Genomic DNA, 25,767 nt, shown 5'->3' with positions numbered 1-25,767 from the left:
GCAAATTTTTATGTTTGCATGTTGCTTGTGGGAATGCCATTTGTTAGACTGCAATTCGGCATTTCATTTTAAATAATATGTGAATGATTTCAATGACAAAGATACGACTTTCCGCAATAACAGCAATTCTCCTTTCCTTGATCGCCTGTTCTCCCAAAGCACCTGATGCCAATACGCAGGCTGCGGCAAATAGCAGCCCTGTTGCCGCTGTTGCGGAAGTCAAGCCGGTAAGTCCATGGTATTACTTCACCAACGAAGATAAAATGAGCGGCGATATGGTCTACTTTGCCAATGTGCATAGTAGTAATACTGTCGATTTTGCTTTTCCGTACAACGGTGTGCAGACTGCCAGCCTGACACTGACGAGTGATAGCCGGCCGAAGAAGAATGTGATGTTTTCGATCGAGAAGGGGCAGATATTGTGCCAATCCTATCAGGATTGCCTAGTACAGGTGAGATTCGACGACACTGCGCCGGGTTATTACAAAGCCGTTGGCTCCTCTGATCAAAGCACGACAACGATCCATTTTCGCGATGGAGATAAATTTTTCAAGGAATTGCAAAAGGCAAAAAGACTGCGCATTTCAGCGGAAATGTATCAGGAAGGATCGCCTGTATTTGAATTTGATGTAGGCACATTCGATCTGCAAAAATTCCTACCCAAGAAATAAATTCAGGCAAAGTTGTTTCCTGATGAAAGGCGTTGTCCGCAAGTTTGTGGCGGACAACGCCTTTTTTATTGCGCCGCCAATCCCAGCTTCAACCCCACGGGCTTGCCCGGCGCCGCCTCCGTTTTTTCCGGCGCGCCCGCGCTGACCCTGGCCGCCGGCGTGCCGTCCTGCTGCAGGGCCGCCAGAATCGCCGCGCTGCGCTGGGCGCCCAGCTTGCTCAAGGCGTCGGCAGGCAGGGCCTGCTTGGCTTCCAGCTGCTCGCGCAAGCCGGTATAGAAGGCGCCCGTGTCGGCCACTTGCGGCTCGCCCTCGATCAGCTTGCCCAGGCGTTGGAAGACGGGAATCTTGGCCGTTGCCGGCGCGGAGGCGCTGGCGGATGCCGCCGCTGGGGCAGGTGCGGCCGACTCCGCCGCCTTCTTCTGCTTGTCCAGCTCGGCCTTGCCGAAACGTTCGCCGTACAGGTCGCGCAGGGCGCCCCGTACCTTGCGTTCGCCCAAGTTCAACGGCCCCGGTTCTTCGCCCGCTTCCAGCCTGATGCCGGCCTTGGCGGCGACGGCGCGGCGCACGGCCTGGGCGCGCAGGGCGGCCCCGTCCGTGTCGCTGTACTGGCCCGGCACGGCCAGCTTCAGCTGTTCGCGCTTGGCGAGGATGTGCGCCACCTGCTTGAGTTTTTCCCGCTCGGGCGGCAGCAGCACGGCGCTGCCCGCGTCGAAGTCGATGGCTTCGAGCTTGTCGGCGCTGATGCCCAGCAAATTGCCCAGCGCGCGGAACGGCGCCGTGACGATCTTGGTCAGCACATTGCCCACGGCTTTCCAGATCAGGGCGCCATAGCTGAATTGCGGGTCGTTCATGTCGCCCGACACGGGCAGGCCCAGGTCGATGCGCCCGTCGCTATCCTTGAGGATGGCCAGCGCCAGTTCCAGCGGCAGCTTCAAGGCGTCCGGGCTGTCGATGCGCTCGCCCAGGGTCAGCTTGTCGAGCACGATCTGGTTGGTGCCGTCGAGCTGGCGGTTGCGCACCTTGTATTGCAAGTCCAGCGAAATCTTGCCTTCCGCCACTTTATAGCCGGCGAATTTCATCGTGTACGGCGAGGCGGACACCATGTCGACGTTCTTGAACACGACGTTCAAGTCCGTGTTGTCGGTCGGGGCGAAGGGATTTAATTGTCCGCGCACGCGGGCCAGGCCGAATTCGTCGATGCGGCCGTCCAGTTCGATCTGGCTGCGCGCATCGCGCTTGGTCGACAAGCCCGTGACGACGCCGTTGAGCTCATAGATCTTGGCGGCGAACTGGGGCCGCAGGCTCAGGTCGGCAAAGTCCAGCTTGGCGTTCTGCAGGCGCACGCGGCGCACGCGCACGGGGAAGCCGGCGTCGGCGGGCGCGCTGGCGGTTGCCGGCGCCGGCGCAGTGGCCGGCTCGGGCGCCTTCACCAGCAGCCGCTGGGCGTTCAGGCTGCGGTCGTTTTCGATGATCAGCTGGGCGTTTGGCTCGACCACGCGCAGCTCCGGGATGTCGACGAAGTCGGGGCCCACGCTGGCCGTCAGCTTGTCGGCGCGCACGCTCTTCCACGAGGCGAAGCGCTTGCCATCCGTTTCATTGAGCACGAGGCCGGCGATATCCACGCCGCCCTCATAGCGCACTTTCGGCGCCTTCGGCGCGCCGCCGCCCGTCGTCAGGCGGCCGCTGCCGGAGAGGGTGCCGCCCGCCAGCTTCAGTTTCAGATGCTGCGCCAGCAGCGGTTGCACGGGCGCCAGGGTCAGCTGTTTCAGGTTCAGCTGCGCATCGACGGCGCCCGTGCCCGGCACGAACTTGCCGTTGGCCGTGAGCAAGCCGCCTTCGCGCAGGCCCACGCCCAGCTCAAACGGCAGCGCCTGCTTCATGTCGTTGCTGACATTCTGCAACGAGAGCCGCGCATCCTGCAGCGTGCCCTTGATGCCCGTGCCCGCATCGTCGAAACGGGCGCCGAATTTGCTCAGTTCCACCTTGTCCACCGTGGTGGACCAGGGCGCGGATGGCGCGTCCTTGCCTGCGTCGGCTTTGCCGGAGGCAAACACGGGCAGTTTTTGCGCAATCGCAAACTCTCCCTGGCGGTTGCGCGCCAGGTCGATCTGCGCGCCGCTGGCCGTCACGGCGCCCAGGTGCACGCTATGCGCCGCCAGGTCGATCTTGCCTTCCGTAAAGCCCAATTGGGCCAGCTTGAATGGCGTGTGCGCACCGCGCTGCATGGCCAGGTCGGCCAGGCTGAAATTGGCGCCGTCGATGACGGTGGCCATGCCCGCTGGCCCCTGCTGCATGCCCAGCTGCAGCTGGGCTTGCAACTGTCTTGCGCTCAATTGCAGGGCGGGCGAGACGGTTTCATCGATGGCGGAGACGTCCACATTGGCCAGCGCCAGCTGTTTTAAATCCACCTTCCACTTGCCAGGTTTGGCTGGCGCGGCGGTGGCCGATGCTGCGGGTGCGGGATTGCCCGGCAGCATCAGGTTCGCCACGTCGATCTCGCCCTTGCTGTCGCGCCGCACGGCCACCTTGCCGCCGTACAGATTGACCTTGTCGATCGTGACGCTCTGGTGCGCCAGATCCACGTTGACGCCGGCGATGCCCAAGGTATTGAGCGATGTAAATGGCGCGCCCTTGCCGTCTTGCACCAGGGCCAGGTCGCGCAAGGCCAGGCCCGCGCCCTTGACGGTCGCTTCCAGCGTGCCGTCGGCATAGGAAAAGGCGTAGGGCAGGCGCGCCGACAGCTTGCCGCTGCTCACCGTCGCCCGCGTGTACGCCTTCAAATACGCGGCCAGGCCGGGCAGGGAAGCGTCGTTCAAAACCAGTTCGCCGTCGCCGCGAATCGGGCTGAGGGAGGCCGTGCCGCGCCAGTGCAGCTTGCCGCCGCGCGCCGCGTCGGCGCTGAGGCTGTAGCTGCCGTTGGCGTCGGGCAAGGTCGAAATATTGTCGAGCGTAAAGTTGATGGGCGTGAAGTTGTCCGCATAGTCCGCCTTCTGGTCGTGCCAATCCACTTTGCCTTGTTCCAGCGCAAAGTGGGCGATGACGAGGCGCGGTATGCCGCCTTCGCTCTTGTCCGGGTGATTGCGTTGCCAGGTGGCCAGCACTTCTGCCAGGTTGAATTTGCCGTCCGGCGTGATCGTCAGCTGGGCTTGCGGTGCCGTGATGCGGATTTCGGCCAGGCTCCAGGCGCGGCGCACGATGGATTTCCATTCCAGCTGCACGGCCAGGGCGCCGATGGACAGCAGCGGCGCATTGTTTGCGCTGGCCGCTTCCTTGAAAGCGATCTGATCCGCTTCCAGGCGCAGGGTAAACGGGTTGAAGCGCACGTCGGCGATGCTGGCCTGGCGCGCCAGTTCTTTCTCTGCAAATTTGGGCAGTTGGTGTTTGATGACGTAGGGCACCAGCCAGAAGCCGGCCGCGCTGTAGGCGGCGAGGGCGCAGCCGGTGCCGACGGCCCAGCGCTGCCAGCGTTTCCAGCGAAATGTTTTCGTCTGCACGCTTTTGTTGTCGATTGTATTCACGAACTTACCTTTTGATCTTGTTGGGCGGCGCGTCCTGCGCGCCGTGACTGTCAGTATGCCTCTTTGCGGCCTCGTCTGCAAAATCCAAACGTGTTCAAGTGATAACAGGCGGCCTGGCGGACTGTTTATCTTATGAAATTCTCAGATTCTCACGAATTGTTACTTGTTTATTGCGAATGATTCTCGTTACGGATATTATGCGCGGTAACTTGAAGTTTCCTTCTATCACTTTTCCTTGTCGAAAGACCCGTTTATATGCGCGCAGCTTTTCCTTCCTTGCAACTACTTCCAGTGGCTGCCGCCTTGTCGCTGGCTTTCGCTTCCCACACGGCCTGCGCCGCCAATGGCGCCAGCGGCCAGGACGACTTGACGGCTGGCGATGAGAAAGTCATGCAGGCAGTGCAGGTGACGGGTGCGCGCGCGCAAGGCCTGGTGCCGCTCACCACGGAGGCGGGCAGTTTTCGCGGCGCCAACATCATGGACGTGCCGTCGACCGTCAACGTGATCACGCGCGCATTGCTGGAACAGCAAGCCGTCTCCGGCCTGTACGACGCCGTGCGCAATACGGCGGGCGTGACGCGCCAGCAAAACGGCGGCGAAACGTGGGATCAGTTGGTCATCCGCGGCATCGCCGTGGAAAACCGCACGAATTACCGCCTCAACGGTTCCATGCCCATCATGAACTTCTCGCAAGTGCCCATGGAAAACAAGGAAAGGGTGGAAGTGCTGAAGGGCGCCTCGGCCCTGTACTACGGTTTTACCTCGCCGGCCGGCGTCGTCAACTTCGTCACCAAGCGGGCTGGCAGCAAGCCCGTCACGAGCATGGGCCTGATCCTCGACGACCGGGGCAGTGCCGTGGCGAATGTCGACCTGGGCCGCCGTTTCGGCGCGCAGCAGGAATTCGGCGTGCGCGTGAATGCCGCCGGCGGCACCCTGGGTTCCTACCTCGATCATGTCGGCAATGGCAACCGCCGCTTCCTGTCCGCCGCGCTGGACTGGCGGGTGACGAACAGGCTGCTGCTGAAGGCGGACCTGGAATACGACCGCCGCAAGGTGACGGAGCAGGCGGGCGTGGCCCTGCCCACTGCCGTGAAAGGCGTGATCAGCCTGCCGCGCGCCGTCGACCCGCGCCAGCTGATCGGCCCCGACTGGTCGAATTTCGAGGCGCAGACGAAAAACGCGCAATTGCGCGCCGACTACGCCATCACGGATGGCTGGGCCTTGACGGTGGAAGCGGGGCACTCGGAAACGGCGCGCGACCGCCGCCTGGCGATCTTCCGCCTGAATAACGCGGCGGCGCTGGCCACGGGCGCGGGCCGCATCACGGGCAATATCCAGCACAGCGTGACGGCGTCGGACTTGCTGCGCGCGGAACTGGCCGGCAATTTCCGCACGGGCTTGATTGCCCATGAACTGACCCTGGGCGCCTCGCGCACGGAGAAATCCCAAGATGCTATTTACCAGAGCAACTACACGATCGCGGCGCAAAATCTGTACCAGCCCGTGCCCGTGACGAATGTCTTGTTCGGTCCCAAGCCGGCGTTGCCCACGACGGCCGCCCTGGAGACGCGCGACACGGGCTTGTACGCGCTCGACCGCATGGTCTTCAGCCCACAATGGCAAAGCGTCATCGGCGTGCGCCGCAGCAGCTACCGGAGCGACCAGGGGAACAGCCATTACGACGTCAGCAAGACGACGCCGATGGCCTCATTGATCTACAAGGCCACGCCCGAACTGTCGTTGTACGCCTCCACGGCGCGGGGCCTGGAAGAGGGCGAGACGGGCCCGACGGGCACCGTCAACCAGGGCGTCAAGATGGCGCCCGGCGTGAGCAAGCAGAAAGAGCTCGGTGCGCGCTGGCTGACGCCGGGCGGCACCTTGCTGTCGGCCGCGCTGTTCGACATCACGCGCCCCGGCTACTACACGAATACCGGCAATGTCTTTACGTCGGACGGTGAACAGCGCTACCGCGGCCTGGAAATCTCGACGCAAGGCAAGCTGACGCGCCAGCTGTCGTGGCAGACGTCGGCCCAGTTGCTCGACCCGCGCTTTGCGCACATCAACGCCGACTACAACGGCAAGGCGCCGGAAAACGCGTCGAAACGCACGGCCAGCGCCTTCTTGTCGTATGCGTTCGATGGCGTGCCGGGCCTGTCCGTCAACGGCGGCGCGTATTACTACAGCGCCCGTCCCGTCAACGACCTGAACCAGGCCTTTCTCGGCGGCGTGAGCCTGTTCAGCGCGGGCGCCCGCTATGCGAACCGCGTGATGGACAAGGCCGTCGTGTGGCAGTTGAACGTGGAAAATGCGGCCGACAAGCGCTACTGGGCCGGCGCGGGCACGCGGTTGGCATCGGGCGCGCCGCGCGCCATCAAGCTGTCGATGAAGGTGGATTTATAGGAAGGTTTGACTTGCGCCCTGTGCGCAGGGGCCTTGCGCTGATACAATATTGCCATGTTCATCAGCAAAGGCAAAGCCGGCATCGTCCTGTGGATCGCGTGTATCGCCATCTTCCTGGCCACGCTCGCCCCTACGGTATCACGCGCGCTGACGGTCGCCAGCGGGATGGCCGTGCCCAGCCTGGAAATCTGCTCGGTGGCGGGCGGCATGCAAGCCATGCCCGCCCGCTACGATGCGCAGGAACCCTCCGCGCCTGAAAAATCGGGCATGCGCATGGGCGACTGCCCGTGCTGCAGCATGCATGCGGACACCTTGTCGATTCCGCCCACCTCCCTCGTGCTCGCTTCCGGCGAGCTCCTCACGGGCTTGCTGCCCGAGCTGTTCTACCAGTCCGCCACGCCATTGTTCGCCTGGACGCCCGTCCAGCCCCGCGGTCCGCCCGCCGCTTTCTGATCTGTCCCTTTCCCTGAACTGCCTTGCGCCGCGCATGTCGTGCGCTTGCGCCTGTTCGTTTGACCCATACAGAATCCGAAAGCAGCACCATGAAACATTTACCGTTATTGATTTCCCTCGCCATCGCCATGCCCGCCGTGGCGCAAACGCGCCCTGAAGAGGTTCTGCCCGAGATGAAAGTCATCGTCACGGCCATAGGCGACGGCTACCGTTCCGCCGCCGACACGGCGCTGATGCTCTCCAGCACGCCCGGCTACAGCGTGGCGGCCGGGGGCGGCGTGTCCGGCTTGCCAGTGGTTAATGGCTTTGCCGATGACCGCCTCAAGATTCGCATCGACGGCATGGAACTGACGTCGGCCTGCGCCAATCATATGAATGCGCCGCTGTCCTACATTGATCCGCAACAAGTGCAGCGCATCCGCCTGATCGCCGGCGTGACCCCCGTCAGCGCGGGCGGCGACAGCATAGGCGGCACCATCGAGGTGCAATCGATGGCGCCCGTGTTCGCCCAGCCCGGCGCGGCGTTGCTGACGCAAGGCAGTTTTGCCGTGTCGGGGCGCAGCGTCAACAACAGCGTGGCGACCAGCGTGAACGCCTCTGCCGCCAGCGACGTGCTCAGCATCGGCTACAGCGGCGCCTATACGCGCGGCCACAGCTATGAAGATGGCCACGGCAACACCGTGCTGGCCAGCATGTTTGAAAGCATCAACCAGGCCATCGTGCTGGCGGCCAAGCGCGATGGCCAGCAGCTGACCCTGCGCGCCGGCGTGCAGCACATCCCGTACCAGGGTTTCCCCAACCAGTATATGGACATGACGGACAACCACGGCCAGTTTGCCAACCTGGCTTACCAGGGCACGTTTGCATGGGGTGTGTTCGATGCGCGCGCCTACTGGCAGCAGACGGACCACGAAATGGGCTTTTTCTCGCCCGAACGCAAGGGTTCGATGCCGATGATTACGCATGGACGCAACACCGGTTATGCCTTGATGGCCAGCGTGCCGACGGCCGCGGGCGAGCTGCGCCTGGGCCAGGAGTGGCACGCTTTCCGCCTTGACGACTACTGGCCGGCCGTGCCCGGTTCCATGATGATGGGGCCGCGCACCTACCTGAACATCAATGACGGCAAGCGCGACCGCACCGTGCTGTTCGGCGAACTGGAAACGCGCCACGCTGCGCGCTGGACGAGCGTGCTGGGCGTGCGCGGCGAATCCGTGCGCATGGAGTCGGGCGACGTGCAATCGTACGGCACCAACATGATGAACATGCCGGATGTGATGGCCGCCAGGGCCTTCAATGCGCGCAGCCGCAGCCGGCGCGACACGAATATCGATGCCTCTGCGCAAGCCACCTTTACGCCCGATGCGGCCAGCAGCTATGCATTCGCGCTGGCGCGCAAGGTGCGCTCGCCCAACCTGTACGAGCGCTACTCGTGGGGGCGCGGCTCGATGGCCATGACCATGACCAACTGGTTTGGCGACGGCAACGGCTATGTGGGCGATATCGACCTGAAACCCGAGGCGGCTTACACGGCGGCGTTGACGGCCGACTGGCATGGCGGCGGCGAAGAGGGCTGGTTCCTGCGCGTCAATCCCTATTACAGCAAGGTCGACAACTACATCGACGTCGACGTGCTGGCGTCTTTCCACCCGTACATGAAAATGGGCGCGAACGGCAACCTGCTGCGCTTTGCCAACCATGACGCCAAATTGTACGGCGCGAATCTGGCCTGGCAGCTGCCGCTGGCCAGCAGCGCCCGCTGGGGCCGCTTCATGGCGACCGGCAATGCCGCTTACACGCGGGGCAAGCGCGGCGATGGCGGCGACCTGTACCGCATGATGCCGCTCAACGCCTTGCTGGCCGTCGAGCACAAGCTGGGCGCCTGGAGCAGCCGCATCGAAACGAAGATCGTGGCCCGCAAGGACAAGGTCGACGCCCGGCGCTTCGAACCGGAGACGGGCGGCTATGCGCTCGTCAACCTGCGCAGCAGCGTGGCGCTGAACAAGATGGCCAGCCTGAGCGCCGGCGTGAGCAATCTGTTCAACCGCGCGTATGCGGACCCGCTCGGTGGCGTGTACCTGTCGGGACTGAAGGCGAACGGCGGGGCGCTGCAAGCCTTGCCGGCCGAGGGCCGGTCGATTGATCTGGGGCTGCAGCTGAAGTTCTAAGCCTGGCAATCAGTGTGCGCCTTCCTGCTGCCGATGCGGGAAGAAGGCGCACGCTGGCATCGCCGCATCGGCAAGCGCCATGTGGGCGTGACAATGTGCGCATGTTTCTCGACGGTAATTTGTTATGCTCTCTGGCGCCTGCTTCTGGCGTTGGCGCACATGGGTGCGATAGCGGTGGCTGAAGGCTTTATCTGCTCAAATGAAGCTGACTGAATAAAAGGTGTCCATGATCGCATTTAAAGATTTTCGTTCGACCACTGCGGGCAGTCCTCTTTCCGACGGCATGGACCGGTCGCTGGTCTTGGCCAATGAATGGCTGCTGAAAACGGGCGTGCGTCCGGTCAGCATCGAAACCATCACGGAAACGAGGGGCTGGACGGCGATCAGCCAGGTTGAGCGAGGGATACGGGTGTGGTATGAAGTAGCGGCTCTTCCCTTGAACCCCTGATCTGCTCAGCCACGCCATCCCCAGCTCATCCCGCACAGAACCATCAATTTCCGCCGCCGCTCTTTTTGCGCCGCGATCCCGTCAGCACGCGCAGCGCGGTGGCGATCGGCACCTTGTTCTTGGCCAGGTAGGCGGCGGCCGTGGCGGTATCGAGCATTTCCTGGAAAATAATGCCGACCTCGACCTTTTGGGCCGTCAAATCGTCCTGCCTGGCGCAGTCGAGGGTATCCATATTCGTAGCAGTGGCTTTGTCATTCTTGGAGCGCATTTTTGCCTCGGTAGAAAAGAGAAAAAATGTCTCCTTTTATTTGCCTTTAAGATAACTTATTTTTGTGCTTTTGTGGAAATTTTTCTTTAATCGATAGTGCATTCAGGAATTAAATTTAGCTATGGGCGGCGTGCAGTGCCTGGGGATGACTGCGGCATGCATGACCTGGCGTCACCCATTGCCTGAACAACCATCCTTTGCCAGCGGCGCCCGGATGCGGTCTAATCATGGTTTGTTCCTACACGAGCTTGCCATGCTGCCCACTTCCGCCATCGCCGCGCTGCGCGAAAAATTTCCCCTGATTACAGAGCTGATGGCCTTGCAGCCCTTGAGCTGGTTCAATCCCGCCATCGCGCCGGCGGCCGAGGCCTTGAACGACGTGGGCTTGACGGCCGATGACGTGGCCGATGCCAGCGCGCGCCTGGCGCGTTTTGCGCCATATCTGGCCAAGGCGTTCCCGGAAACGCAGGCCAGCGGCGGCGTCATCGAGTCGCCCGTCGTGCCGCTGCCCGCCATGCAGGCGGCGCTGGGTTTAGCCTCAGGCATGACGAGCGGTCAGCTGTGGCTCAAGCAGGACAGCCATTTGCCCATTTCCGGCTCGATCAAGGCGCGCGGCGGCATCTATGAAGTGCTGAAACATGCGGAAACGCTGGCGCTGGACGCCGGTTTGCTGAAGGAGGGCGACGATTACAGCCTGCTGGCCAGCGACGCCGTGCGCGCCTTCTTCGGCCAATATGCGATCGCCGTCGGCTCCACGGGCAATCTGGGATTGTCGATCGGCATCATGAGCGCGCGCCTGGGCTTTCGCGCCACCGTGCACATGTCGGCCGACGCGCGCCAGTGGAAGAAGGATAAATTGCGCAGCCATGGCGTCACCGTCGTCGAGTACGCGACCGACTACAGCGTGGCCGTGGAAGCGGGGCGCAGGCAGGCGCAAAGCGACCCCACCTGCCATTTCGTCGACGATGAAAACTCGCACGACCTGTTCCTCGGCTACGCGGTGGCGGGCCAGCGCCTGAAAGCCCAGTTCGCCGCGGCCGGCGTCGCGGTGGACGAGGAGCACCCGCTGTTCGTCTACCTGCCGTGCGGCGTGGGCGGCGGTCCCGGCGGCGTGGCCTTCGGCTTGAAGCTGGCCTTTGGCGATTTTGTTCACTGCGTCTTCGTCGAGCCGACCCATTCGCCGTGCATGCTGCTGGGCGTGCACACGGGCTTGCACGAGGGAATCAGCGTGCAGGAAATCGGCATCGACAACCTCACGGCCGCCGATGGCCTGGCCGTGGGCCGTCCGTCCGGCTTCGTCGGCCGGGCCATGCAGCGGCTGATCGACGGCTACGCCACCGTTACGGATGAAGAACTGTACCGCTTGCTGGCGACGCTGGAGCAAACGCAAGGCTTGCGCCTGGAACCATCCGCCGTGGCCGGTTTCGCGGGCATCAATCCCGTGCTGGCCGCGCCGCAATACCAGCAGCACCTGGACAAGGCCACGCACCTCGTATGGGGCACGGGCGGCAGCATGGTGCCGGAACAAGAAATGGCGGCCTACGTGGCGCGGGGCAGGGCGCTGCTGGCGGCCGGAACCGCGTGATGCCGGCCGGCGCGCCGAGCAGGGCCACGCTGACGGCCAGCCAGTTCGCCAACCTGCACACGTTCCTTGTGGCGGCGCGCCATGCCAGTTTTGCGCTGGCCGCGCAGGAACTGGCGCTCACGCCCAGCGCCGTCAGTCACCGCATCGCGCGGCTGGAAAGCAGCCTGGGCTTGCGGCTGTTCCAGCGCCTGACGCGGCAAGTCAGGCTGACGGCCGACGGCGAGCGCATCTTCGCCGCCCTGCAAATCGGCTGGGATGGCTTGCAGGCGGCGCTGGCCGGCGGCGATGCGCTGGCGGGCAGCATCACCGTGCATGCGCGCCCGTCCATCGCCCAGTGCTGGCTGGTGCCGCGCCTGGCAGGTTTCGCTGCGCAATATCCGGACGTGTCGATCGACTTGCGCGTGGGCAATGAAAGCGTGGACTTTCGCGCCGGCCAGGTCGACCTGGCCTTGCATTATGGCGACGGCCACTTTCCCGGCCTGGCCTCGCGCAAGCTGATGGACGAATGGCTGGCACCCGTGTGCAGCCCGCAATATGCGCGCGAACACGGCTTGTTTGACGCGCCGCAACAGCTGTCCAGCGCGACGCTGCTGCACGACACCCTGGCCTGGCCCGCCTGCGCGCCCGATGCCGAGTGGCGGCTGTGGCTGGACGGGCAGGCGCCCGAGGTGACCTTGCCCGCGCGCAGCCTGCGTTTCGACCGCGCCGACCTGTGCGCGCAGGCGGCCATCCACCACGCGGGCGTGGCCATGGGCCGGCGCCAGCTGGTGCAGCCGTGGCTGGCCAGCGGCCAGCTGGTCTTGCCGTTCGGCGCTTTCAACTTGCCCAGCCCGCAGGCGTACTACCTCGTGCATGCCGCGCGGCCACTGCCGGCACGCGTGCAGGCCTTGTTCGACTGGCTGCTGGGGCAGGCAATTTGATACACTGCGCCCCTCATTGAAAACGCGCACGAAAGTATGCCCATGCAGCCATCCCCATCGCCCCCCACCGCGCCGGCGCAATTGCGCGAGTTACGCAGCACTGCGCTGGCCTGCCTGCTGGAACCGGACCCGGCGACCAAGGTGGCGATGGTGGCGGCCATGGCCGCAGCGCAACTTTCTCTCGATGCGCAGGCGCCGCTGGCCCCATCCGGCGCCGTGCCGGGCCGTCCCGAGCGTCCGGAACTGGTGCCGCCGCGCCTGGTGGGTCGGCGCTCGATGATCACGCCGGAGGGGCGCGCCATGCTGGTGCACGCGCTCGCGCATATCGAGTTCAACGCGATGAATTTGGCGCTCGACGCCCTGTGGCGCTTCCCGGATCTGCCGTTTGACTACTATACGGACTGGCTGCGCGTGGCGAAGGAGGAAGCGACGCACTTTGCCATGCTGCAGGCGCATTTGCAGGTGCTGGGCCACACGTATGGCGACTTCCCCGGCCACGACAGCCTGTGGGAAATGGTCGACAAGACGCGCGGCGACGTGCTGGCGCGCATGGCGCTGGTGCCGCGCACGCTGGAAGCGCGGGGCCTGGACGCCATTCCGCCGCTGCGCGCCAAGCTGGCGCAGGCGGGCGACATGGCGGCGGCCGCCATCCTCGACATCATCCTGCGCGATGAAGTGGGGCACGTGGAAATCGGCAACCGCTGGTACGGTTATCTGTGCGAGCAGCGGGGCCTGGAATTGCGCGCCACCTACGCCGAGCTGGCGCTGCGCTACGAAGCGCCCACCCTGCGCGGCCCGTTCAACCTCGAAGCGCGGCGCCGGGCGGGGTTTTCGGAGCTGGAATTGTCCGATCTGCCCGCCTGAATCCGTCGTGGCGTCATGGATGGGCCGTGATGCTGATGTGCCAGTGGCTCAGGTGTCCCGTTTCGATGTGCACCTTTGCCGGCTTGGTCCAGGCGCCCGCGTCGGGGATATGGTCGGCCGGCGCGGCGGAAAAGCGCCCGTCGACGAGGGCCAGCTTGATGAAGCCGGGGCCGATGTAGATGATGCGCGTGCTGGCCGGCGCCGCTTCCTGGGCCAGCATGGCCCGGTTCGCCGCGATCCATGCCTGCAGGGCCGCCAGTTTCGGCTTTTGCGCGGGGTTGGCCGCCACTTCCGCTTTCGCGTCGTTGATCAGCTGGAGAATGGCGGCGCCATCGTTCTGGCCGCCCAGCGCGTCCGTGTAGCCGCCCGCGCCGTCCGCGTAGCGCAAGTCGATCTGCTGGCCGTCGCTGTGGCCGCTGTGACCGAGGATGGAACGGCCCGTTGCCGTCTGCGTCACGTGCTGGCCGCTGATGTCGTCGAAGCGGTAAGCCTTGCCCGCCAGCCAGGCGATGGCCAGGCGCGTGGCCCAGGAATCGCCGCCGGCATCGCGCGTGCCGTAGCGCCGCGCCGCCAGCGCCGCCTCGTTGTCGGCCAGGTACAGGGGGATGTAGGCCGTGTCGCCCTTGAACTCCACTTGGCCCCCTTCGGCCGGGTCGGAGCTGGCGTCGGCATTGTCGATGCGGCCCTTCAGGCGCAGCGTGACGACGGCCTTCTTGTCGAGCTTGGCGCCGGCAAAGGCGGGCAGCACCAGGCCGGGAAATTTTACGCTGCCGGCGGTCTTGGTATTGGTCTGGGACAATAAATTCTCCGTGCTGAAGGCGGGATCGCCGCCGCCGGACGCAATGCCGATGTTCACTTCCGTAATCGTCGCCGCCGCCGGCGTGTAGTGCAATTCCAGCGGCAGGGTGTGGGTGGCCGTGGCGTTGCCTTGCGAGATGGACACATACGGTCCCGCCAGATTGCCCGTCAGCTTGATCGGCTGCAGCACGGGGTGGGCGTCCTTGTTGGGCGAAAGGAATTTTGCCAGCGTCACCTTCAAGCCCTTGCATGCGAGGCTCAGCTCCACCGTCGTCACGGTGGGCAGGGCGCTGTCGCCGATATTCGTGGCGCTGACGTTGCCGCCCAGGCTCAACGCCCCATCCTTGGTCTGCTTGCTGACGTCGATGCACTCCGTCCTGACGATGGTGCCTTGCGTGAAGTGGGTCTGGTTGACGGCGCCCGCGGCGGACAGGTTGACCCCGGGCAACCCCGTCACGGCGTAGGACCAGGTATCGTTGTACTGGCTTTGCGCCGTCGTGTAGACGGGATACTCGGCCGTGCTGACGGTGATTTTCACGCCCACGTTTTTCGTGCCCTTGGGCACCGTGAAGGCGACGGGCGAGGTGATGGTCTGGTTTTGCGCGTCCGCCGTGGCCGTGAACGTCTTGCTGCCCTCGTCATCCTGCGGCGTGACGTCGTCCGTGGCACGGGAGCTGGCGATCACCGCGCGCGCGGGCGGCGCGGCGCCATCCTGCGTGACCGTGCCCGCCACATAGCTCTGCGCCGCACTGCGCCGGGCCAGGCCGGTTCCGTACGGATACACGATGCTGACATTGACGGTGCTGCTGTTGTCAAACACGACGGCGCTGACGCTGACCACGTTCGGATGGACGAGGTCGTTCAAGGTCAGCTGGCAGGTATCGGGCAGCACGCCGTCGAAGTGGAAGGCGCCCGCGGCATCGACCACGGCCACCTGGCGCTGGTGGCTGTTGTAGCCGGCCAATAGCATCTTCTTGCCGGCCAGTCCCGTGGCATTGCCGCCCGCGGGCGTGCGCAGCTGTCCCTGCAGCACGATGCCGGACTTGATGACGATCAAGGCATAGCTGGCCGTGAACTCGCCGTCCTGCGAGACGAAATTGAGGTTCAGGTCGTAGCTGCCGTTGGGCAAGGCTGCCAGCAGCTGCCGCATGGCCGTGGCGCCGATGCTGAAGCTGCCGCTGGCCGCATCGAACGTCCAGTAGTTCTTGAGGCTGATGGCCACGCCGTTCGGGGTGGACAGCAGGCCGTCGCTGTCGTCCTGCAGGGCCATGGGGGCCGCGCCCACGAGGCGGAACGCCATGCCGCCAGGCTGCAGGCGGTTGTTCGGCCCCAGTCCCGTGATGGCCAGCACGGGCGCCGTGGCGGGCAGGCTGCCATCGTCTTCCGGTTCCACGTAGGTTTCCACGGCCGTGGGCAGTTCCGTCCGGATCAGCACGTCCAGGGTGGTGACCTTGCCGCCCTTGCTGAGGAAAAGTTGCGCTTGCTGGTCCACGCCCGTGTCGCCCGGCGTGGAAAAGCGCAGAGTGCCGTCCTGCAGCAGCACGTCCGTGACGGCGCCGCTGGCCTTGACGCTGTCGGCGCCGTCGGGAAAGCCCAGCCCGGACAGAGACAGCACGACCACCTGCGCGGGCCGCACGGGATCGAGGGCGATGCCGGCGCCGGTGCTGAAAGTCCAGACCAGGCCGGCGCTCTGGAAGGCGATGCTGCGTTCGATGCGCAGGGTGATGGTGTCGTCGGGAACGACGGTGGCGCCCGCGTCGATGCTGCCGGCCAGCACCTCGCCATCGATGATGGTGCTGCCATCGGGCGCGCTGGCCAGCACGGCTTGCACATTGCCAGCCGCCTCGCTGCCATTGTTGCGGATGTGCACGCGGTAAGTGTAGTCCCAGGCCGTGCGGCTGACGCGCTGTTCGGCCACCTTGTCGAGCAGCGTCACTTCGAAGTCGCCGGCAGCCTGGGCGGTGGCCGCGCCAGCGGCCAGCATGATCTTCGGCGCGGGCGGCTGCGTGGGATCGTTGGGGCCGCCGCAGGCGCACAGGCCCGCGGCCAGCAAAGGGGCCAGCGCGGCGGCGGCCAGCTGGCGCCGCCGCAGGCACGCCAGGGCCAGCACGCCGGCCAGCAGCAGCCATGGCGTGGACGGCAGGGCGATGGCGGCCGGCTGCGTGATGCCCGCGTCGAGTTCGATGAAGGAGACGGGGTCGAGGATGCTAAACTGCTGGGCGCCGGGGCTGCCCGCGCCCAGGTAATCGAAGGTGACGGAAAAACCCGTGGCCGTGGCGCCGGGGACGATGCCGCCCGCCAGCGCCAGCGCGTCGAAGTAGCCGCTGGCGGGAATGGCGGGATCGGGCTGCACCAGCAGCACGTCCCAGCCGGGCGCCGTCGAGACGTTCTGCAGGTTGGCGTAGGTGCCCACGCTGAAGAACAAGGTGAATTCCTCGATGGGCACGGCCAGGGTGGTATTGCTGACCGTATAGTCGTAGCGCCACTGCGTGCCGCCCAGCGACGTCGCCGTGTAGCCGATGCTGGTGGCGTGCGCGGCCGACATGGCGCACAGCAGCAGCGCCAGCAGCACCTGTTTGATAAAGCTCATGATCGTCCCCCCATAGACTGGCGCCAAGCGTGCCCAGGCGAGAGGTCAAGCAGGAAGCGTTCCCATGTAAAATATACCGTAAAAACAAGGGCTTGGCTGAGGCGGGCGGGAGCGGGTGTCAAATATTCCGACACCGGACTTTATGGATGAGTCTGTCAGCGCTGTCCTACCCATCTTGTCGAAACCGTCTGATTGTATGCCTTGCGGAAACACGCGATGATCGTGTCCATGCTGCAACAGCCAACCAGTCCGACGGAGTATGCGATGCAAAAGCCAGGCCAGTCCCTTCACGTGAACAAGCCATTCCTGCTGATCTGCCTGTTCACCTTTTCGACCCTGGCAGCCACCTGGATGACTACGGGCGAGGCGCCGGCCAGCGATGCCGCGCCCGCGTCCGTGGCGCGGGAAGCGGGACACGGTGCCTTGCCCGTGTGCGGCAGCGATGCCCTCATGCTGTCGGCCCAGTGCCAGCCCCAGCCCGCGCGCCAGGCTTGACCTCAGCTTGCAGGCGCTGCTGCAGCAAGGCCAGCACGGCCGCTTCCTCCGGCGCCAGTGCCGGCAGTTCTTCCCGTAACTGCTGCTGCGCCCGCGCGCGCATGCCTTCCAATAAACTGCCATCCAGATACGATTCCAGCACGGCAGGGTGCACATAGCACTTGCGGCAGATCGTCGGCGTATTGCCCAGCTTTTTTGCCACGGACTCGATCGCCTGCACGATGTTTTTCTTCGCTTGCGCATCGGAATCGACCTGCTCGAACGCCTGCAGGGCCAGCGCGGCCAGCAAGGTGCCGGACCAGGTGCGGAAATCCTTGGCCGTGTAGTCTTCGCCCGTCACCTGGCGCAGGTAATCGTTCACGTCGCCTGAATCGACGCCGTGGCGCGCGCCTTCGTCATCGACATATTGAAACAGTTCCTGGCCCGGCAACTCGCGCATGCGCGCAAGCACCCTGGCCAGCTTGCGGTCGCTCAGGCGGATATCGTGGCGCACGCCGCTCTTGCCCTTGAAGTGGAAGGCCACGGCGTTGCCGTCGACCTGCACGTGGCGCGTGCGCAGGGTGGTCAGGCCGAACGATTTGTTCGCGCGCGCATATTCCTCGTTGCCGATGCGCATCATCGTCAATTCCAGCAGGTGCACGATGGTGGCCAGCACTTTTTCACGCGGCAAGCCCGGCAGCTGCATGCCGCGCGCGACGGCGGCGCGGATGGCGGGCAGGGCGCGGCCAAAGCTGAGCATGCGCTCATATTTCACGTCGTCGCGCACCTGGCGCCAGCGCGCATGGTAGCGGTATTGCTTGCGGCCCCGCGCATCGCGGCCCGTCGCCTGCAAATGGCCATTCGCATGCGGGCAGATCCACACGTCCGTCCAGGCGGGCGGGATAGCCAGCGCCTTGATGCGCGTCAAGGCGGCGGCATCGCGCAGGACCTGGCCATCCGCATCGCGGTAGCGGAACTTGCCGGGCTTGCCCGATCGGGCGATGCCGTTCTGATGGTCGCCCGTGTAACGCAGGCCGGCGGCGCGGGCCGTGGTGGTGGCGGATATTTCCATGACGATAGCTTACCTTGCAGGCCGCCCACCCGGCGCGCCGTTATGCTAAGGTGCGCATTCGTAACGCCGTGCGCGGCAGACAGGAGCAGCAGATGTTTGGCAGAAAAAAGAATCTGGAAGAAGACCACGCCCCCCAGGCCGACAAGCAGTATGAAAAGAAATACACGGATGACAGCTTCTGGGACAAGGTCGTCAAGTTCGCCAAGACGGCGGGACGCGAAGTCATCGAAAAAGCCCTGTGGCTGTATTACGCGGCGCAGCAGCCGAACACCCCGCTGTGGGCCAAGACGGCCATCTATGGCGCGCTCGGCTATTTCATTTCGCCCATCGATGCGATTCCCGACATCACGCCCGTGGTCGGCTATGCGGACGACCTGGCCGTGCTGGCCGCGGCCGTCGCCACCGTCGCCACCTACATCACGGCCGAGGTCAAGGAACGGGCCGCCGAGAAACTGCGCGGCTGGTTCGGCGCCTAGCTTTTCTTGACAGCTGGCGCGCCGCTGCCGCCATGGGCGAGCAGGCGCAGCACGACTTCTTTCTGGAATGAACGAAACTCCTTGTCGGCGCTGACGTTGGCGAAGGCCAGCACGGCCGTCTTGCGGGCCCGGTCGACGCAGACGACGGACGCGGCGCCGGGGTCGCCGCCGCTGTGCGTGGCCAGCGCCTTGCCGTCGACGTCGCGCAAGAGCCAGACCAGGGCCTGGCGCATGGACGGATCGGCGGGCACGACGGGAGCCGCTTGCGGGGCGAAAAACAGTTGCAGCGTCGCGTCCTGCAGGTAGCGGTGGCCATCGACCCGGCCGCCATTGCTGTAGATGGCCAGGAAACGGGCGAAGTCCTGCGCCGAGCTGCGCAGCAGGCCGGCCGGCCAGTCCGGATAGCCGACGGGCGGCAGCACTTGCAGGCCCGGCTCCTTGTGCGCGTACGGCTGGGCGACGACGGCGCGCCGCGGCAAGCCGGCCAGGTTCCAGGCCGTGCTGTCCATGCCCAGCGGTTCGAACAGGTGCTCGCGCGTGTAGGCGTCGAGGCCATCGGGGTTCAACCGGCCCACCAGATAGCCGAGCAGGGCGATGCCCACATTGCTGTAGCGCCATTCCGTGCCGGGCCGGGCGGCAAACGACACATCCGCGTCATACCAGGCGCCGCCGCGCGACAGATAGCCCTTGACGAAGTCGCGCAGGGGCAATCGGGGGTCGCCCTGTACGGCAAACGCCGCCGTCTTGTCGTACACGGCATCGGAAATGCCCGAGGTGTGACTGAGCAAATGGCGGAAGGTGATGGGCACGTCGGGGAACTTCGGATGCATGAGCGGGAAGTCCAGGTAGGCCGCCACCTTGTCGTCGAGCTGGAAGGCGCCCTGTTCCAGCAGCATCATGACGGCCGTGGCCGTGACGAGCTTGCTGACGGAGGCGACATGGAACACCGTGCCGGCATCGGCCTTCTTGCCGGCCTGGATGTCGGCCCAGCCATAGCCGCGCGCGAAGATGGTGCGATCGCCGCGCACCACGGCCACGCTCATGCCCGGCGTTTCCGTGCGGGCCAGGCCATCGCGCATGAAGCCGTCAAACTCCGTTTCCCACGCCAGCCTGGCCGGATCGGTGGCGCAACCTGTCTGCAGCAGGGCCAGTGAGACGCCCAGTCCCAGCACGCTTCTTCGTTTCATCGATTCTCTCTTTTGCCATTTTTAATTATCTTAACAATATTTAAGCCCGCCATAGGGGCGATTGACAAAACATTGCTCTGTAGCAATGACAAAAGGGGATCGCCGGCGCTCATTTACACCAGCTATTTGCGCCAGTAGCGCTCCAGCAGAGGCTTGACCGTCAGGCCGTGCGCGACGATGGAGACGATGACGACGACCAGGGTGATGTCGGCCAGTTCGCGCGCCAGGCCTTGCGGCAAGCCATGCGCGATGGCATAGCTGAGGTAGTACAGCGAGCCGATGCCGCGCACGCCGAACCAGGCGGCCAGTCCGCGCAGGCGCATGCCGGTGCCCGAGGCCAGCAAACCGAGCATCACGCTGGCCGGGCGCGCCACCAGCAGCAGGAACAGCGCCACGCTCCACGCCGGCCAACTCCAGGCGGCAGCCGTGACGGCACCGCCCAGCAACAGCACCAGGGTCAGTTCGGACAGCCGTTCCAGGTGCTCCTTGAAGACGAGGGACTCGCCGCTGACGGTCAGCGGCACCTCGCTGGCGTGCGGCCTGGCGGCGGACACGGCATGCGTTTCCTCCGCCTGCAGCAAGCCTTGCCGGTCTTTCGGCGCGCCGGCCAGCCGCAGTTCCGTCTGGCGCAAGGCCACGCCGGCAAAGAAGACGGCCAGGAAGCCCCACGCGTGCAGCCAGGTGGAGACGCCGTAGACGAGGGCGATCAGGCCCAGGGCCGCCAGGTCGTCCAGCATCGCGTGTTTCGGCTCCTTGGCGCGCACTTGCCAGCCCAGCCAGGCCAGCAGCGCGCCGCCGGCCGCGCCCAGGGCGATGGCGCCCGCGCTGGCCCAGCATAAATCGCGCCACAGCCAGGTGGCGCCATGCGGTCCCAGCTCATGCAGGCCCAGCAAGCCCAGGCCCAGCATGACGAAAGGAAAGCCGCTGCCATCGTTCATGCCCGCCTCGCTGGTCAGCATGAAGCGCAATTGCTCGCTGTCGCCCGCATGGCGCAGCTGCACGTCGGTGGCCAGCACGGGGTCGGTGGGCGCGAGGATGGCGCCCAGCAGGATGCCCGCGCCCAATGGCAGGTCCAGCAGCAGGCAGGCAAAGGCCGCCACCAGCGCCACGGAAATGGCCATCGACAGCCACGCCAGGCGCAGCGAAGGCAGCCAGCGCGCCAGGCTGAAGGGCACGGGCATCTTGACGCCGGCGGAAAACAGGGAGATGAGGACGGCGATTTCCGTCAGGGTTTCCAGCAGGGGTGCCTGCTGCACCAGGTCGAACGCGAACAGGCCGAGGAACATGGGGCCCAGCAGCAGGCCCACGCCCAAGTAAGCGATGGCCGAGGTCAATGGCAGGCGCGCGATGCCGTCGGCGCCCAAGCCACGCGCCAGCATCAGGCAACCGATCAGGATGAACCAGGCGGTGGTGCTCATGCTCCTATTTTAGCGGCGCGCGGGCCGGGGCAGCGCGCCGCAGGTTTTGTTACGCCTTGTACAACTGTACCGTATCGTTCTGCGCCTGCATGGCGTGCAGCTCGATCGGGTCGAGCGTGGAGCGCAGGCGGGGCAGGCTGTGCGGATAATTGGTCGTGATAAAGGCGAGCATCTGCTCGCGCACGAGGCAGCGCAATTCAAACGCCGTGCCTGAATCCACCGCGCTGATCAGGAAACGCACGCGCACGGCCCGCTCGTTCGAATCCGTCGCCTGCACCGTGCAGACGCGGCCGTCCCATTGCTTGGCGGATGCGCAGATGCGCGTCAGTTCCGCCCGCAGGGGCTCGATCGGGATGCTGAAATCGAGCCACAGGAACACCGTGCCCAGGATGTCCGAGGAGGTATGCGTCCAGTTCTCGAACGGATTTTCGATGAACCATTGCAACGGCACGATCAGCCGGCGCTCGTCCCACACGCGCACGACCACGTAGGTGCCCTTGATTTCCTCGACCGTGCCCCATTCGCCGTTGACGATCAGCACATCGTCGATACGGATTGGTTGCGAAAACGCAATTTGCAGCCCTGCAATGAAATTGCCGAGCACGGGCCGGGCGGCGATACCGGCTACCAGGCCCGCCACGCCGGCCGAGGCCAGCAGGCTGGCGCCGATCTGCCGCGCGCCGGGCAAGGTCAGCAGCACGAAGGACACGCCCAGGAGGACGACGATGGCATGCGCGCTGCGCGTGAGCACGCGTGCTTGCGTGATCCGGCGGCGCGCGCGCAGGTTGTCGGCCGCGTCGACGGGATTGATCTGGGAAATCGTGATGCTGAGCGACTCGATGCATTGCATGGCCAGCCAGGTCAGCGCGATGATCAGCGCCACGCTGGCCAGGTGCGACATGGCGACGAGGCCCGGCGTGTCGTCGGGCGCGCTGGCCAGCACCATGCGCAGGCCGAAGACGATCAGGCACAGTTGGCTGGCGCGGAACGCTACGCGCGCGACGTTGCTGGCCAGCGCGTGGCCATGGGCCAGTCTTTTCAGCAAGCCGATGCCGGCCCGGTGCACGCCGATGGCGACGAGGGTGACGAGCAGGGCGGAAACGAGCACGGTCAGCGCCGAGCGCAGCGGGCCTCCCATCAGCGAGTGAAACGTGCTGAGATCCATAGGCGAAAACTCCTTATTGATAAGTGGAATGGATGTCGGAAGCGGGTATTTTACGGGCAGATGACGTCGCGGGGGCGTGCGTTGCCGTACGGATAAGACTTGCATCAAGATGGATACTGGAAGAAATTGCTGCGCTGCGCCATGCCACGTTGACGTTTCAATACGGAAAGCAAGCGGGCGTCGCCGCATTGGAAACATAGTCATACTTGCCATGCTTTTTGTTTTTGCAAAGGAAACCGATGATAGTACGATCACTCCGAATGTCCTTGCGCTTCATCCTGCCGCTGGCCCTCGTGCTGGGACTGTTTGCCTATATCGTGGTACCCCTGTTGGACAATATTACCCTGCGCTGGTATGTGCGCGACCTCGACAGCCGGGCCGAATTGCTCGCTGGAACCCTCCGCCCCTCGCTCACCGAATACCTGCCCGCGCAAGATGCCGACCGCGTCAAGGAACTGTTCCAGGGCGCCACGCGCGACGAACGCCTGATCGCCATCGGCTTTTGCGACAACGCGGGCCACTTGCTGTACCAGTCCGCGCAATACCCAACTTCCATCGGCTGCTGGAGCACGCCTTCGACGGGCGGCCTGTACAAATCCCTGGCGCAACTGCCGCAAGGGCAAGTCCACCTCAGCGAAACCCCCGTCATGCAGGACGCCTCCCAGCTGGGCCGCCTGGTGCTGGTGCAGGACATGAGCTTTGTCGAGCGCCGCAATACCGATACCAAGCGTTTCATCTTTGCCTTCCTGGCCGTGCTGGCCGTGCTGATTTCCCTGATGACCGTATTCGTCGCCCACCTGAGCTGGCGCGGCTGGCTGACGGCCGTGAAGGATATTTTGCGGGGCGAGTTGCTGCCGAAAAGCAATGGCGCAGTGGCCGCCGCCACGGCGCCCGCCGCCGCGCCCGCGCCGCCGCCGGAAATGCAGCCGCTGATCGGCGACTTGCGCGAATTGCTGCAGGAATACCATCTGGAACGCCAGGGCGATAACGGCTGGTCGTCCGACTGGACGCCGGACAAGCTGCGCGCGCTGCTGGAAGCGGACTTGCAGGGCGACCAGGTGCTCGTCGTGTCGAACCGCGAACCGTATATCCACACCAAAACAGAGAGCGGGATTGCCGTGCAGCGCCCGGCCAGCGGCCTGGTGACGGCCGTGGAAGCCGTGATGCGCGCGTGTTCCGGCACGTGGATCGCGCATGGCGCCGGTTCCGCCGACCTCGAGACGGTGGATAAGCTCGACCACGTGCCCGTGCCGCCCGAAAATCCCAGCTATACCTTGCGCCGCGTGTGGCTGACGGAAGAGGAAGAGCAGGGCTATTATTATGGTTTTACCAATGAGGGCATGTGGCCGCTGTGCCATATCGCCCACGTGCGTCCCGTGTTCCGCTCGTCCGACTGGGAGCAGTATGTGAAGGTCAACCGCCGCTTTGCTGACGCCGTGATCGCCGAGGCGAAGACGGACAACCCCGTCGTGCTGGTGCAGGATTACCACTTTGCCTTGCTGCCGCGCATGGTGCGCGAAGCCTTGCCGAAGGCGACGATTATTACGTTCTGGCATATCCCCTGGCCGAACTCGGAATCGTTCGGCATTTGCCCATGGCGCGAGGAAATCCTCGACGGCTTGCTGGGCAGCACCATCCTGGGCTTCCACACGCCATTCCACCGCAAGAATTTCCTCGAAACGGTGGACCGCTACCTGGAAACCCGCATCGAGCCGGAAGCATCGACGATTTCCTACGGCGGCGAGATGACGCAGGTCGAGGATTACCCGATCTCGATCGCCTGGCCGGAAGACGACCCGGCGCAGCCCGACGTGGCCGCGTGCCGCGCGCAAATCCGCAGCGAGCTGGGCGTGGCACAAGACCACTTGCTGGGCATCGGCGTGGACCGTCTCGATTACACCAAAGGCATCGTCGAGCGCTTCCAGGCCGTCGAGCGCATGCTGGAGCAGCAGCCCGGCATGGTCGGCAATTTTACGTTCGTGCAGATCGCCGCCCCCAGCCGCGCTTCGCTCGATGAATATCAAAGCTTCGACGCCAGGGTGCGCAAGATGGTCGAGCGCATCAACCGCCGCTTCGGCAGCGGAGACTACGTGCCCATCCTGCTGAAAGCGGAGCACCATGGCCAGGACGATCTGCAGCGCTATTTCCGCGCCTCGGAAGTGTGCATGGTGACGAGCTTGCATGACGGCATGAATCTGGTGGCCAAGGAATTCATCGCCGCGCGCGATGACGAGCTGGGCGTGCTGGTGCTGTCGCAATTCACGGGCGCCGCGCGGGAACTGCATGAAGCGCTGATCATCAACCCGTATCATATCGAGCAGGGCGCCGACGCGCTGTACCGCGCCCTCGTGATGCCGCCCGTGGAACAGCGCGAGCGCATGAAGAGCATGCGGGCGAGAGTCAAACATTTCAACGTCTACCGCTGGGCCGGGCGCATGCTGCTGGACGCGGCCCGCTTGCGCCAGCGCGACAAGGTCATGACCAAGATCGACGCCCACAGCCGCATCAAGCGGCGCAAGGGGATGTGATGGCCGATATCCCTGACGATAGCGCAGCCCTGTTGCAGCTGCTGAGTGCGCCCGGAACAGCCGTCTTCCTCGACTTCGACGGCACCCTGGTCGACCTGGCGCCCACGCCCGACGGCGTGCGCGTGGCGCCCGGCGTCATCGAAGCGCTGGCGCTGCTGGCCGAGCGTCATGGCGGCGCGCTGGCCCTCATTTCCGGCCGTCCCGTGGCGCAGATCGACGCCATGCTGGCGCCCCTGGTCTTGCCTGTTGCCGGCGTGCACGGCGTGGAGCGGCGCGGTGCCGATGGCGCGCTGCACGTGGCGGCCACGCCCGACGTGGCGCCCGTGCTGGCGCGCGCCCGGGCGCTGGCCTCCGTCCACCCCGGCTTGCTGGTGGAGCAGAAGCGGGGCGCCGTGGCCCTGCATTACCGGCTGGCGCCCGAACTCGAGCAATTGTGCTTACAAGAAATGACGGCCGCCGTGCAAGCGTGCCCGGGTGTATTGCTGTTGCATGGCAAAATGGTCCTGGAAGCGAAGCCGGCCGCCACCGACAAGGGCGGCGCCATCGCCGCCTTCATGCAGGAAAGCCCCTTCGCCGGCCGCCGGCCCGTGTTTGCGGGCGACGACACCACCGACGAGGCAGGCTTTGCCTTTGTACAACAAGCAGGCGGGCAGGGCGTCAAAGTGGGCAGCGGCCCCAGCGCCGCCACCTTGCGCCTGGCCAGCCCCGGCGCCTTGCGCACTGCGCTGCTGGCCGCTGCCGTATCCCCGACATCGAAGGAGTAG

The 25,767-nt window shown here is 64.9% G+C and carries 19 protein-coding genes; 12 read left to right on the top strand and 7 right to left on the bottom strand.

Features of this window, described 5'->3' with window-relative positions; translation table 11 throughout:
* Positions 1-83 precede the first annotated feature (83 nt).
* Positions 84-671, top strand: a complete 588-nt coding sequence (locus tag ACRHIG_RS19525) for a hypothetical protein (RefSeq protein ID WP_489627564.1) — start codon at positions 84-86, stop codon at positions 669-671.
* 65 nt (positions 672-736) lie between these two features.
* On the opposite strand, the gene ACRHIG_RS19520 is transcribed toward ACRHIG_RS19525, so the two are convergent.
* Positions 737-4,189 carry a DUF748 domain-containing protein gene (locus tag ACRHIG_RS19520; protein WP_489627563.1) on the bottom strand — a complete coding sequence of 1,151 codons (3,453 nt, stop codon included), beginning with the start codon at positions 4,187-4,189 and terminating at the stop codon, positions 737-739.
* A 255-nt stretch (positions 4,190-4,444) separates the two neighbouring features.
* Here ACRHIG_RS19520 and ACRHIG_RS19515 point away from each other — a divergent pair, with 255 nt between their 5' ends.
* From ACRHIG_RS19515 to ACRHIG_RS19500, 4 genes are all read left to right on the top strand, one after another.
* The gene (locus tag ACRHIG_RS19515; RefSeq protein WP_489627562.1) at positions 4,445-6,589 is read left to right on the top strand and encodes a TonB-dependent siderophore receptor; all 2,145 of its coding nucleotides are present in this window, start codon (positions 4,445-4,447) and stop codon (positions 6,587-6,589) included.
* 54 nt (positions 6,590-6,643) lie between these two features.
* Positions 6,644-7,042, top strand: coding sequence for a DUF2946 domain-containing protein (locus tag ACRHIG_RS19510; RefSeq protein ID WP_489627561.1), 399 nt, complete (start codon positions 6,644-6,646; stop codon positions 7,040-7,042).
* 89 nt (positions 7,043-7,131) lie between these two features.
* The gene (locus ACRHIG_RS19505; RefSeq protein WP_489627560.1) at positions 7,132-9,210 is read left to right on the top strand and encodes a TonB-dependent receptor; all 2,079 of its coding nucleotides are present in this window, start codon (positions 7,132-7,134) and stop codon (positions 9,208-9,210) included.
* A gap of 226 nt (positions 9,211-9,436) precedes the next feature.
* Complete coding sequence (locus ACRHIG_RS19500; protein WP_489627559.1) at positions 9,437-9,658, top strand: hypothetical protein; 222 nt, start codon at positions 9,437-9,439, stop codon at positions 9,656-9,658.
* 43 nt (positions 9,659-9,701) lie between these two features.
* Here ACRHIG_RS19500 and ACRHIG_RS19495 read toward each other — a convergent pair whose 3' ends face one another.
* Positions 9,702-9,890 (bottom strand): hypothetical protein, encoded by a 189-nt coding sequence (locus ACRHIG_RS19495; protein WP_326456342.1) that lies wholly within the window; start codon positions 9,888-9,890, stop codon positions 9,702-9,704.
* A 289-nt stretch (positions 9,891-10,179) separates the two neighbouring features.
* Here ACRHIG_RS19495 and dsdA point away from each other — a divergent pair, with 289 nt between their 5' ends.
* Genes dsdA through ACRHIG_RS19480 form a run of 3 tightly spaced genes read left to right on the top strand, consistent with a single transcriptional unit; the run spans position 10,180 to position 13,295 of the window.
* The gene (dsdA, locus tag ACRHIG_RS19490; RefSeq protein WP_489627558.1) at positions 10,180-11,511 is read left to right on the top strand and encodes a D-serine ammonia-lyase; all 1,332 of its coding nucleotides are present in this window, start codon (positions 10,180-10,182) and stop codon (positions 11,509-11,511) included.
* Complete coding sequence (dsdC, locus tag ACRHIG_RS19485; protein ID WP_489630833.1) at positions 11,511-12,431, top strand: DNA-binding transcriptional regulator DsdC; 921 nt, start codon at positions 11,511-11,513, stop codon at positions 12,429-12,431. Before dsdA ends, dsdC begins: the two co-directional genes overlap by 1 nt.
* Before the next feature lie 42 nt (positions 12,432-12,473).
* Complete coding sequence (locus tag ACRHIG_RS19480; protein ID WP_489627557.1) at positions 12,474-13,295, top strand: ferritin-like domain-containing protein; 822 nt, start codon at positions 12,474-12,476, stop codon at positions 13,293-13,295.
* Positions 13,296-13,308: 13 nt separating this feature from the next.
* On the opposite strand, the gene ACRHIG_RS19475 is transcribed toward ACRHIG_RS19480, so the two are convergent.
* A complete protein-coding gene (locus ACRHIG_RS19475; protein WP_489627556.1) occupies positions 13,309-16,683 on the bottom strand; it encodes a hypothetical protein in 3,375 nt (1,124 codons plus the stop codon).
* Positions 16,684-16,911: 228 nt separating this feature from the next.
* Between ACRHIG_RS19475 and ACRHIG_RS19470 the strand changes: the two genes are divergently transcribed.
* Positions 16,912-17,178, top strand: coding sequence for a hypothetical protein (locus ACRHIG_RS19470; protein ID WP_489627555.1), 267 nt, complete (start codon positions 16,912-16,914; stop codon positions 17,176-17,178).
* Here ACRHIG_RS19470 and ACRHIG_RS19465 read toward each other — a convergent pair.
* A complete protein-coding gene (locus ACRHIG_RS19465; protein ID WP_489627554.1) occupies positions 17,132-18,229 on the bottom strand; it encodes a DNA topoisomerase IB in 1,098 nt (365 codons plus the stop codon). The genes ACRHIG_RS19470 and ACRHIG_RS19465 overlap by 47 nt on opposite strands.
* A 92-nt stretch (positions 18,230-18,321) precedes the next feature.
* Here ACRHIG_RS19465 and ACRHIG_RS19460 point away from each other — a divergent pair, with 92 nt between their 5' ends.
* Positions 18,322-18,705 carry a YkvA family protein gene (locus tag ACRHIG_RS19460; RefSeq protein WP_046685558.1) on the top strand — a complete coding sequence of 128 codons (384 nt, stop codon included), beginning with the start codon at positions 18,322-18,324 and terminating at the stop codon, positions 18,703-18,705.
* Here ACRHIG_RS19460 and ACRHIG_RS19455 read toward each other — a convergent pair.
* The 3 genes from ACRHIG_RS19455 to ACRHIG_RS19445 form a co-directional block, all read right to left on the bottom strand.
* On the bottom strand, positions 18,702-19,892 hold the full coding sequence (locus tag ACRHIG_RS19455) for a serine hydrolase domain-containing protein (protein WP_489627553.1): 1,191 nt from the start codon (positions 19,890-19,892) through the stop codon (positions 18,702-18,704). The two genes, ACRHIG_RS19460 and ACRHIG_RS19455, sit on opposite strands and share 4 nt — an antisense overlap.
* 122 nt (positions 19,893-20,014) lie before the next feature.
* A complete protein-coding gene (locus ACRHIG_RS19450) occupies positions 20,015-21,310 on the bottom strand; it encodes a cation:proton antiporter (RefSeq protein WP_489627552.1) in 1,296 nt (431 codons plus the stop codon).
* 49 nt (positions 21,311-21,359) lie between these two features.
* The gene (locus ACRHIG_RS19445; protein WP_070218622.1) at positions 21,360-22,475 is read right to left on the bottom strand and encodes a mechanosensitive ion channel family protein; all 1,116 of its coding nucleotides are present in this window, start codon (positions 22,473-22,475) and stop codon (positions 21,360-21,362) included.
* A 260-nt stretch (positions 22,476-22,735) separates the two neighbouring features.
* Here ACRHIG_RS19445 and ACRHIG_RS19440 point away from each other — a divergent pair, with 260 nt between their 5' ends.
* Positions 22,736-25,003: an alpha,alpha-trehalose-phosphate synthase (UDP-forming) gene (locus tag ACRHIG_RS19440; protein ID WP_489627551.1), complete on the top strand. Its 2,268-nt coding sequence runs from the start codon at positions 22,736-22,738 to the stop codon at positions 25,001-25,003.
* Positions 25,003-25,767: a trehalose-phosphatase gene (otsB, locus tag ACRHIG_RS19435; protein ID WP_489627550.1), complete on the top strand. Its 765-nt coding sequence runs from the start codon at positions 25,003-25,005 to the stop codon at positions 25,765-25,767. Before ACRHIG_RS19440 ends, otsB begins: the two co-directional genes overlap by 1 nt.

It is taken from the genome of Janthinobacterium sp. C22 (assembly GCF_057919405.1).
The sequence above is the reverse complement of the archived record's forward strand: the minus strand, read 5'-3'. Positions and strand labels throughout refer to the sequence as shown.

Coding starts and splice junctions, on each gene's coding strand:
- ACRHIG_RS19470 (WP_489627555.1), top strand. CDS start 16,912: ATGCTGCAACAGCCAACCAGTCCGACGGAGTATGCGATGCAAAAGCCA.
- ACRHIG_RS19440 (WP_489627551.1), top strand. CDS start 22,736: ATGTCCTTGCGCTTCATCCTGCCGCTGGCCCTCGTGCTGGGACTGTTT.
- ACRHIG_RS19500 (WP_489627559.1), top strand. CDS start 9,437: ATGATCGCATTTAAAGATTTTCGTTCGACCACTGCGGGCAGTCCTCTT.
- dsdA (WP_489627558.1), top strand. CDS start 10,180: ATGCTGCCCACTTCCGCCATCGCCGCGCTGCGCGAAAAATTTCCCCTG.
- ACRHIG_RS19455 (WP_489627553.1), bottom strand. CDS start 19,892: ATGAAACGAAGAAGCGTGCTGGGACTGGGCGTCTCACTGGCCCTGCTG.
- ACRHIG_RS19525 (WP_489627564.1), top strand. CDS start 84: ATGATTTCAATGACAAAGATACGACTTTCCGCAATAACAGCAATTCTC.
- ACRHIG_RS19460 (WP_046685558.1), top strand. CDS start 18,322: ATGTTTGGCAGAAAAAAGAATCTGGAAGAAGACCACGCCCCCCAGGCC.
- dsdC (WP_489630833.1), top strand. CDS start 11,511: ATGCCGGCCGGCGCGCCGAGCAGGGCCACGCTGACGGCCAGCCAGTTC.
- ACRHIG_RS19450 (WP_489627552.1), bottom strand. CDS start 21,310: ATGAGCACCACCGCCTGGTTCATCCTGATCGGTTGCCTGATGCTGGCG.
- ACRHIG_RS19515 (WP_489627562.1), top strand. CDS start 4,445: ATGCGCGCAGCTTTTCCTTCCTTGCAACTACTTCCAGTGGCTGCCGCC.
- ACRHIG_RS19465 (WP_489627554.1), bottom strand. CDS start 18,229: ATGGAAATATCCGCCACCACCACGGCCCGCGCCGCCGGCCTGCGTTAC.
- ACRHIG_RS19495 (WP_326456342.1), bottom strand. CDS start 9,890: ATGGATACCCTCGACTGCGCCAGGCAGGACGATTTGACGGCCCAAAAG.
- otsB (WP_489627550.1), top strand. CDS start 25,003: ATGGCCGATATCCCTGACGATAGCGCAGCCCTGTTGCAGCTGCTGAGT.
- ACRHIG_RS19505 (WP_489627560.1), top strand. CDS start 7,132: ATGAAACATTTACCGTTATTGATTTCCCTCGCCATCGCCATGCCCGCC.
- ACRHIG_RS19480 (WP_489627557.1), top strand. CDS start 12,474: ATGCAGCCATCCCCATCGCCCCCCACCGCGCCGGCGCAATTGCGCGAG.
- ACRHIG_RS19510 (WP_489627561.1), top strand. CDS start 6,644: ATGTTCATCAGCAAAGGCAAAGCCGGCATCGTCCTGTGGATCGCGTGT.
- ACRHIG_RS19445 (WP_070218622.1), bottom strand. CDS start 22,475: ATGGATCTCAGCACGTTTCACTCGCTGATGGGAGGCCCGCTGCGCTCG.
- ACRHIG_RS19475 (WP_489627556.1), bottom strand. CDS start 16,683: ATGAGCTTTATCAAACAGGTGCTGCTGGCGCTGCTGCTGTGCGCCATG.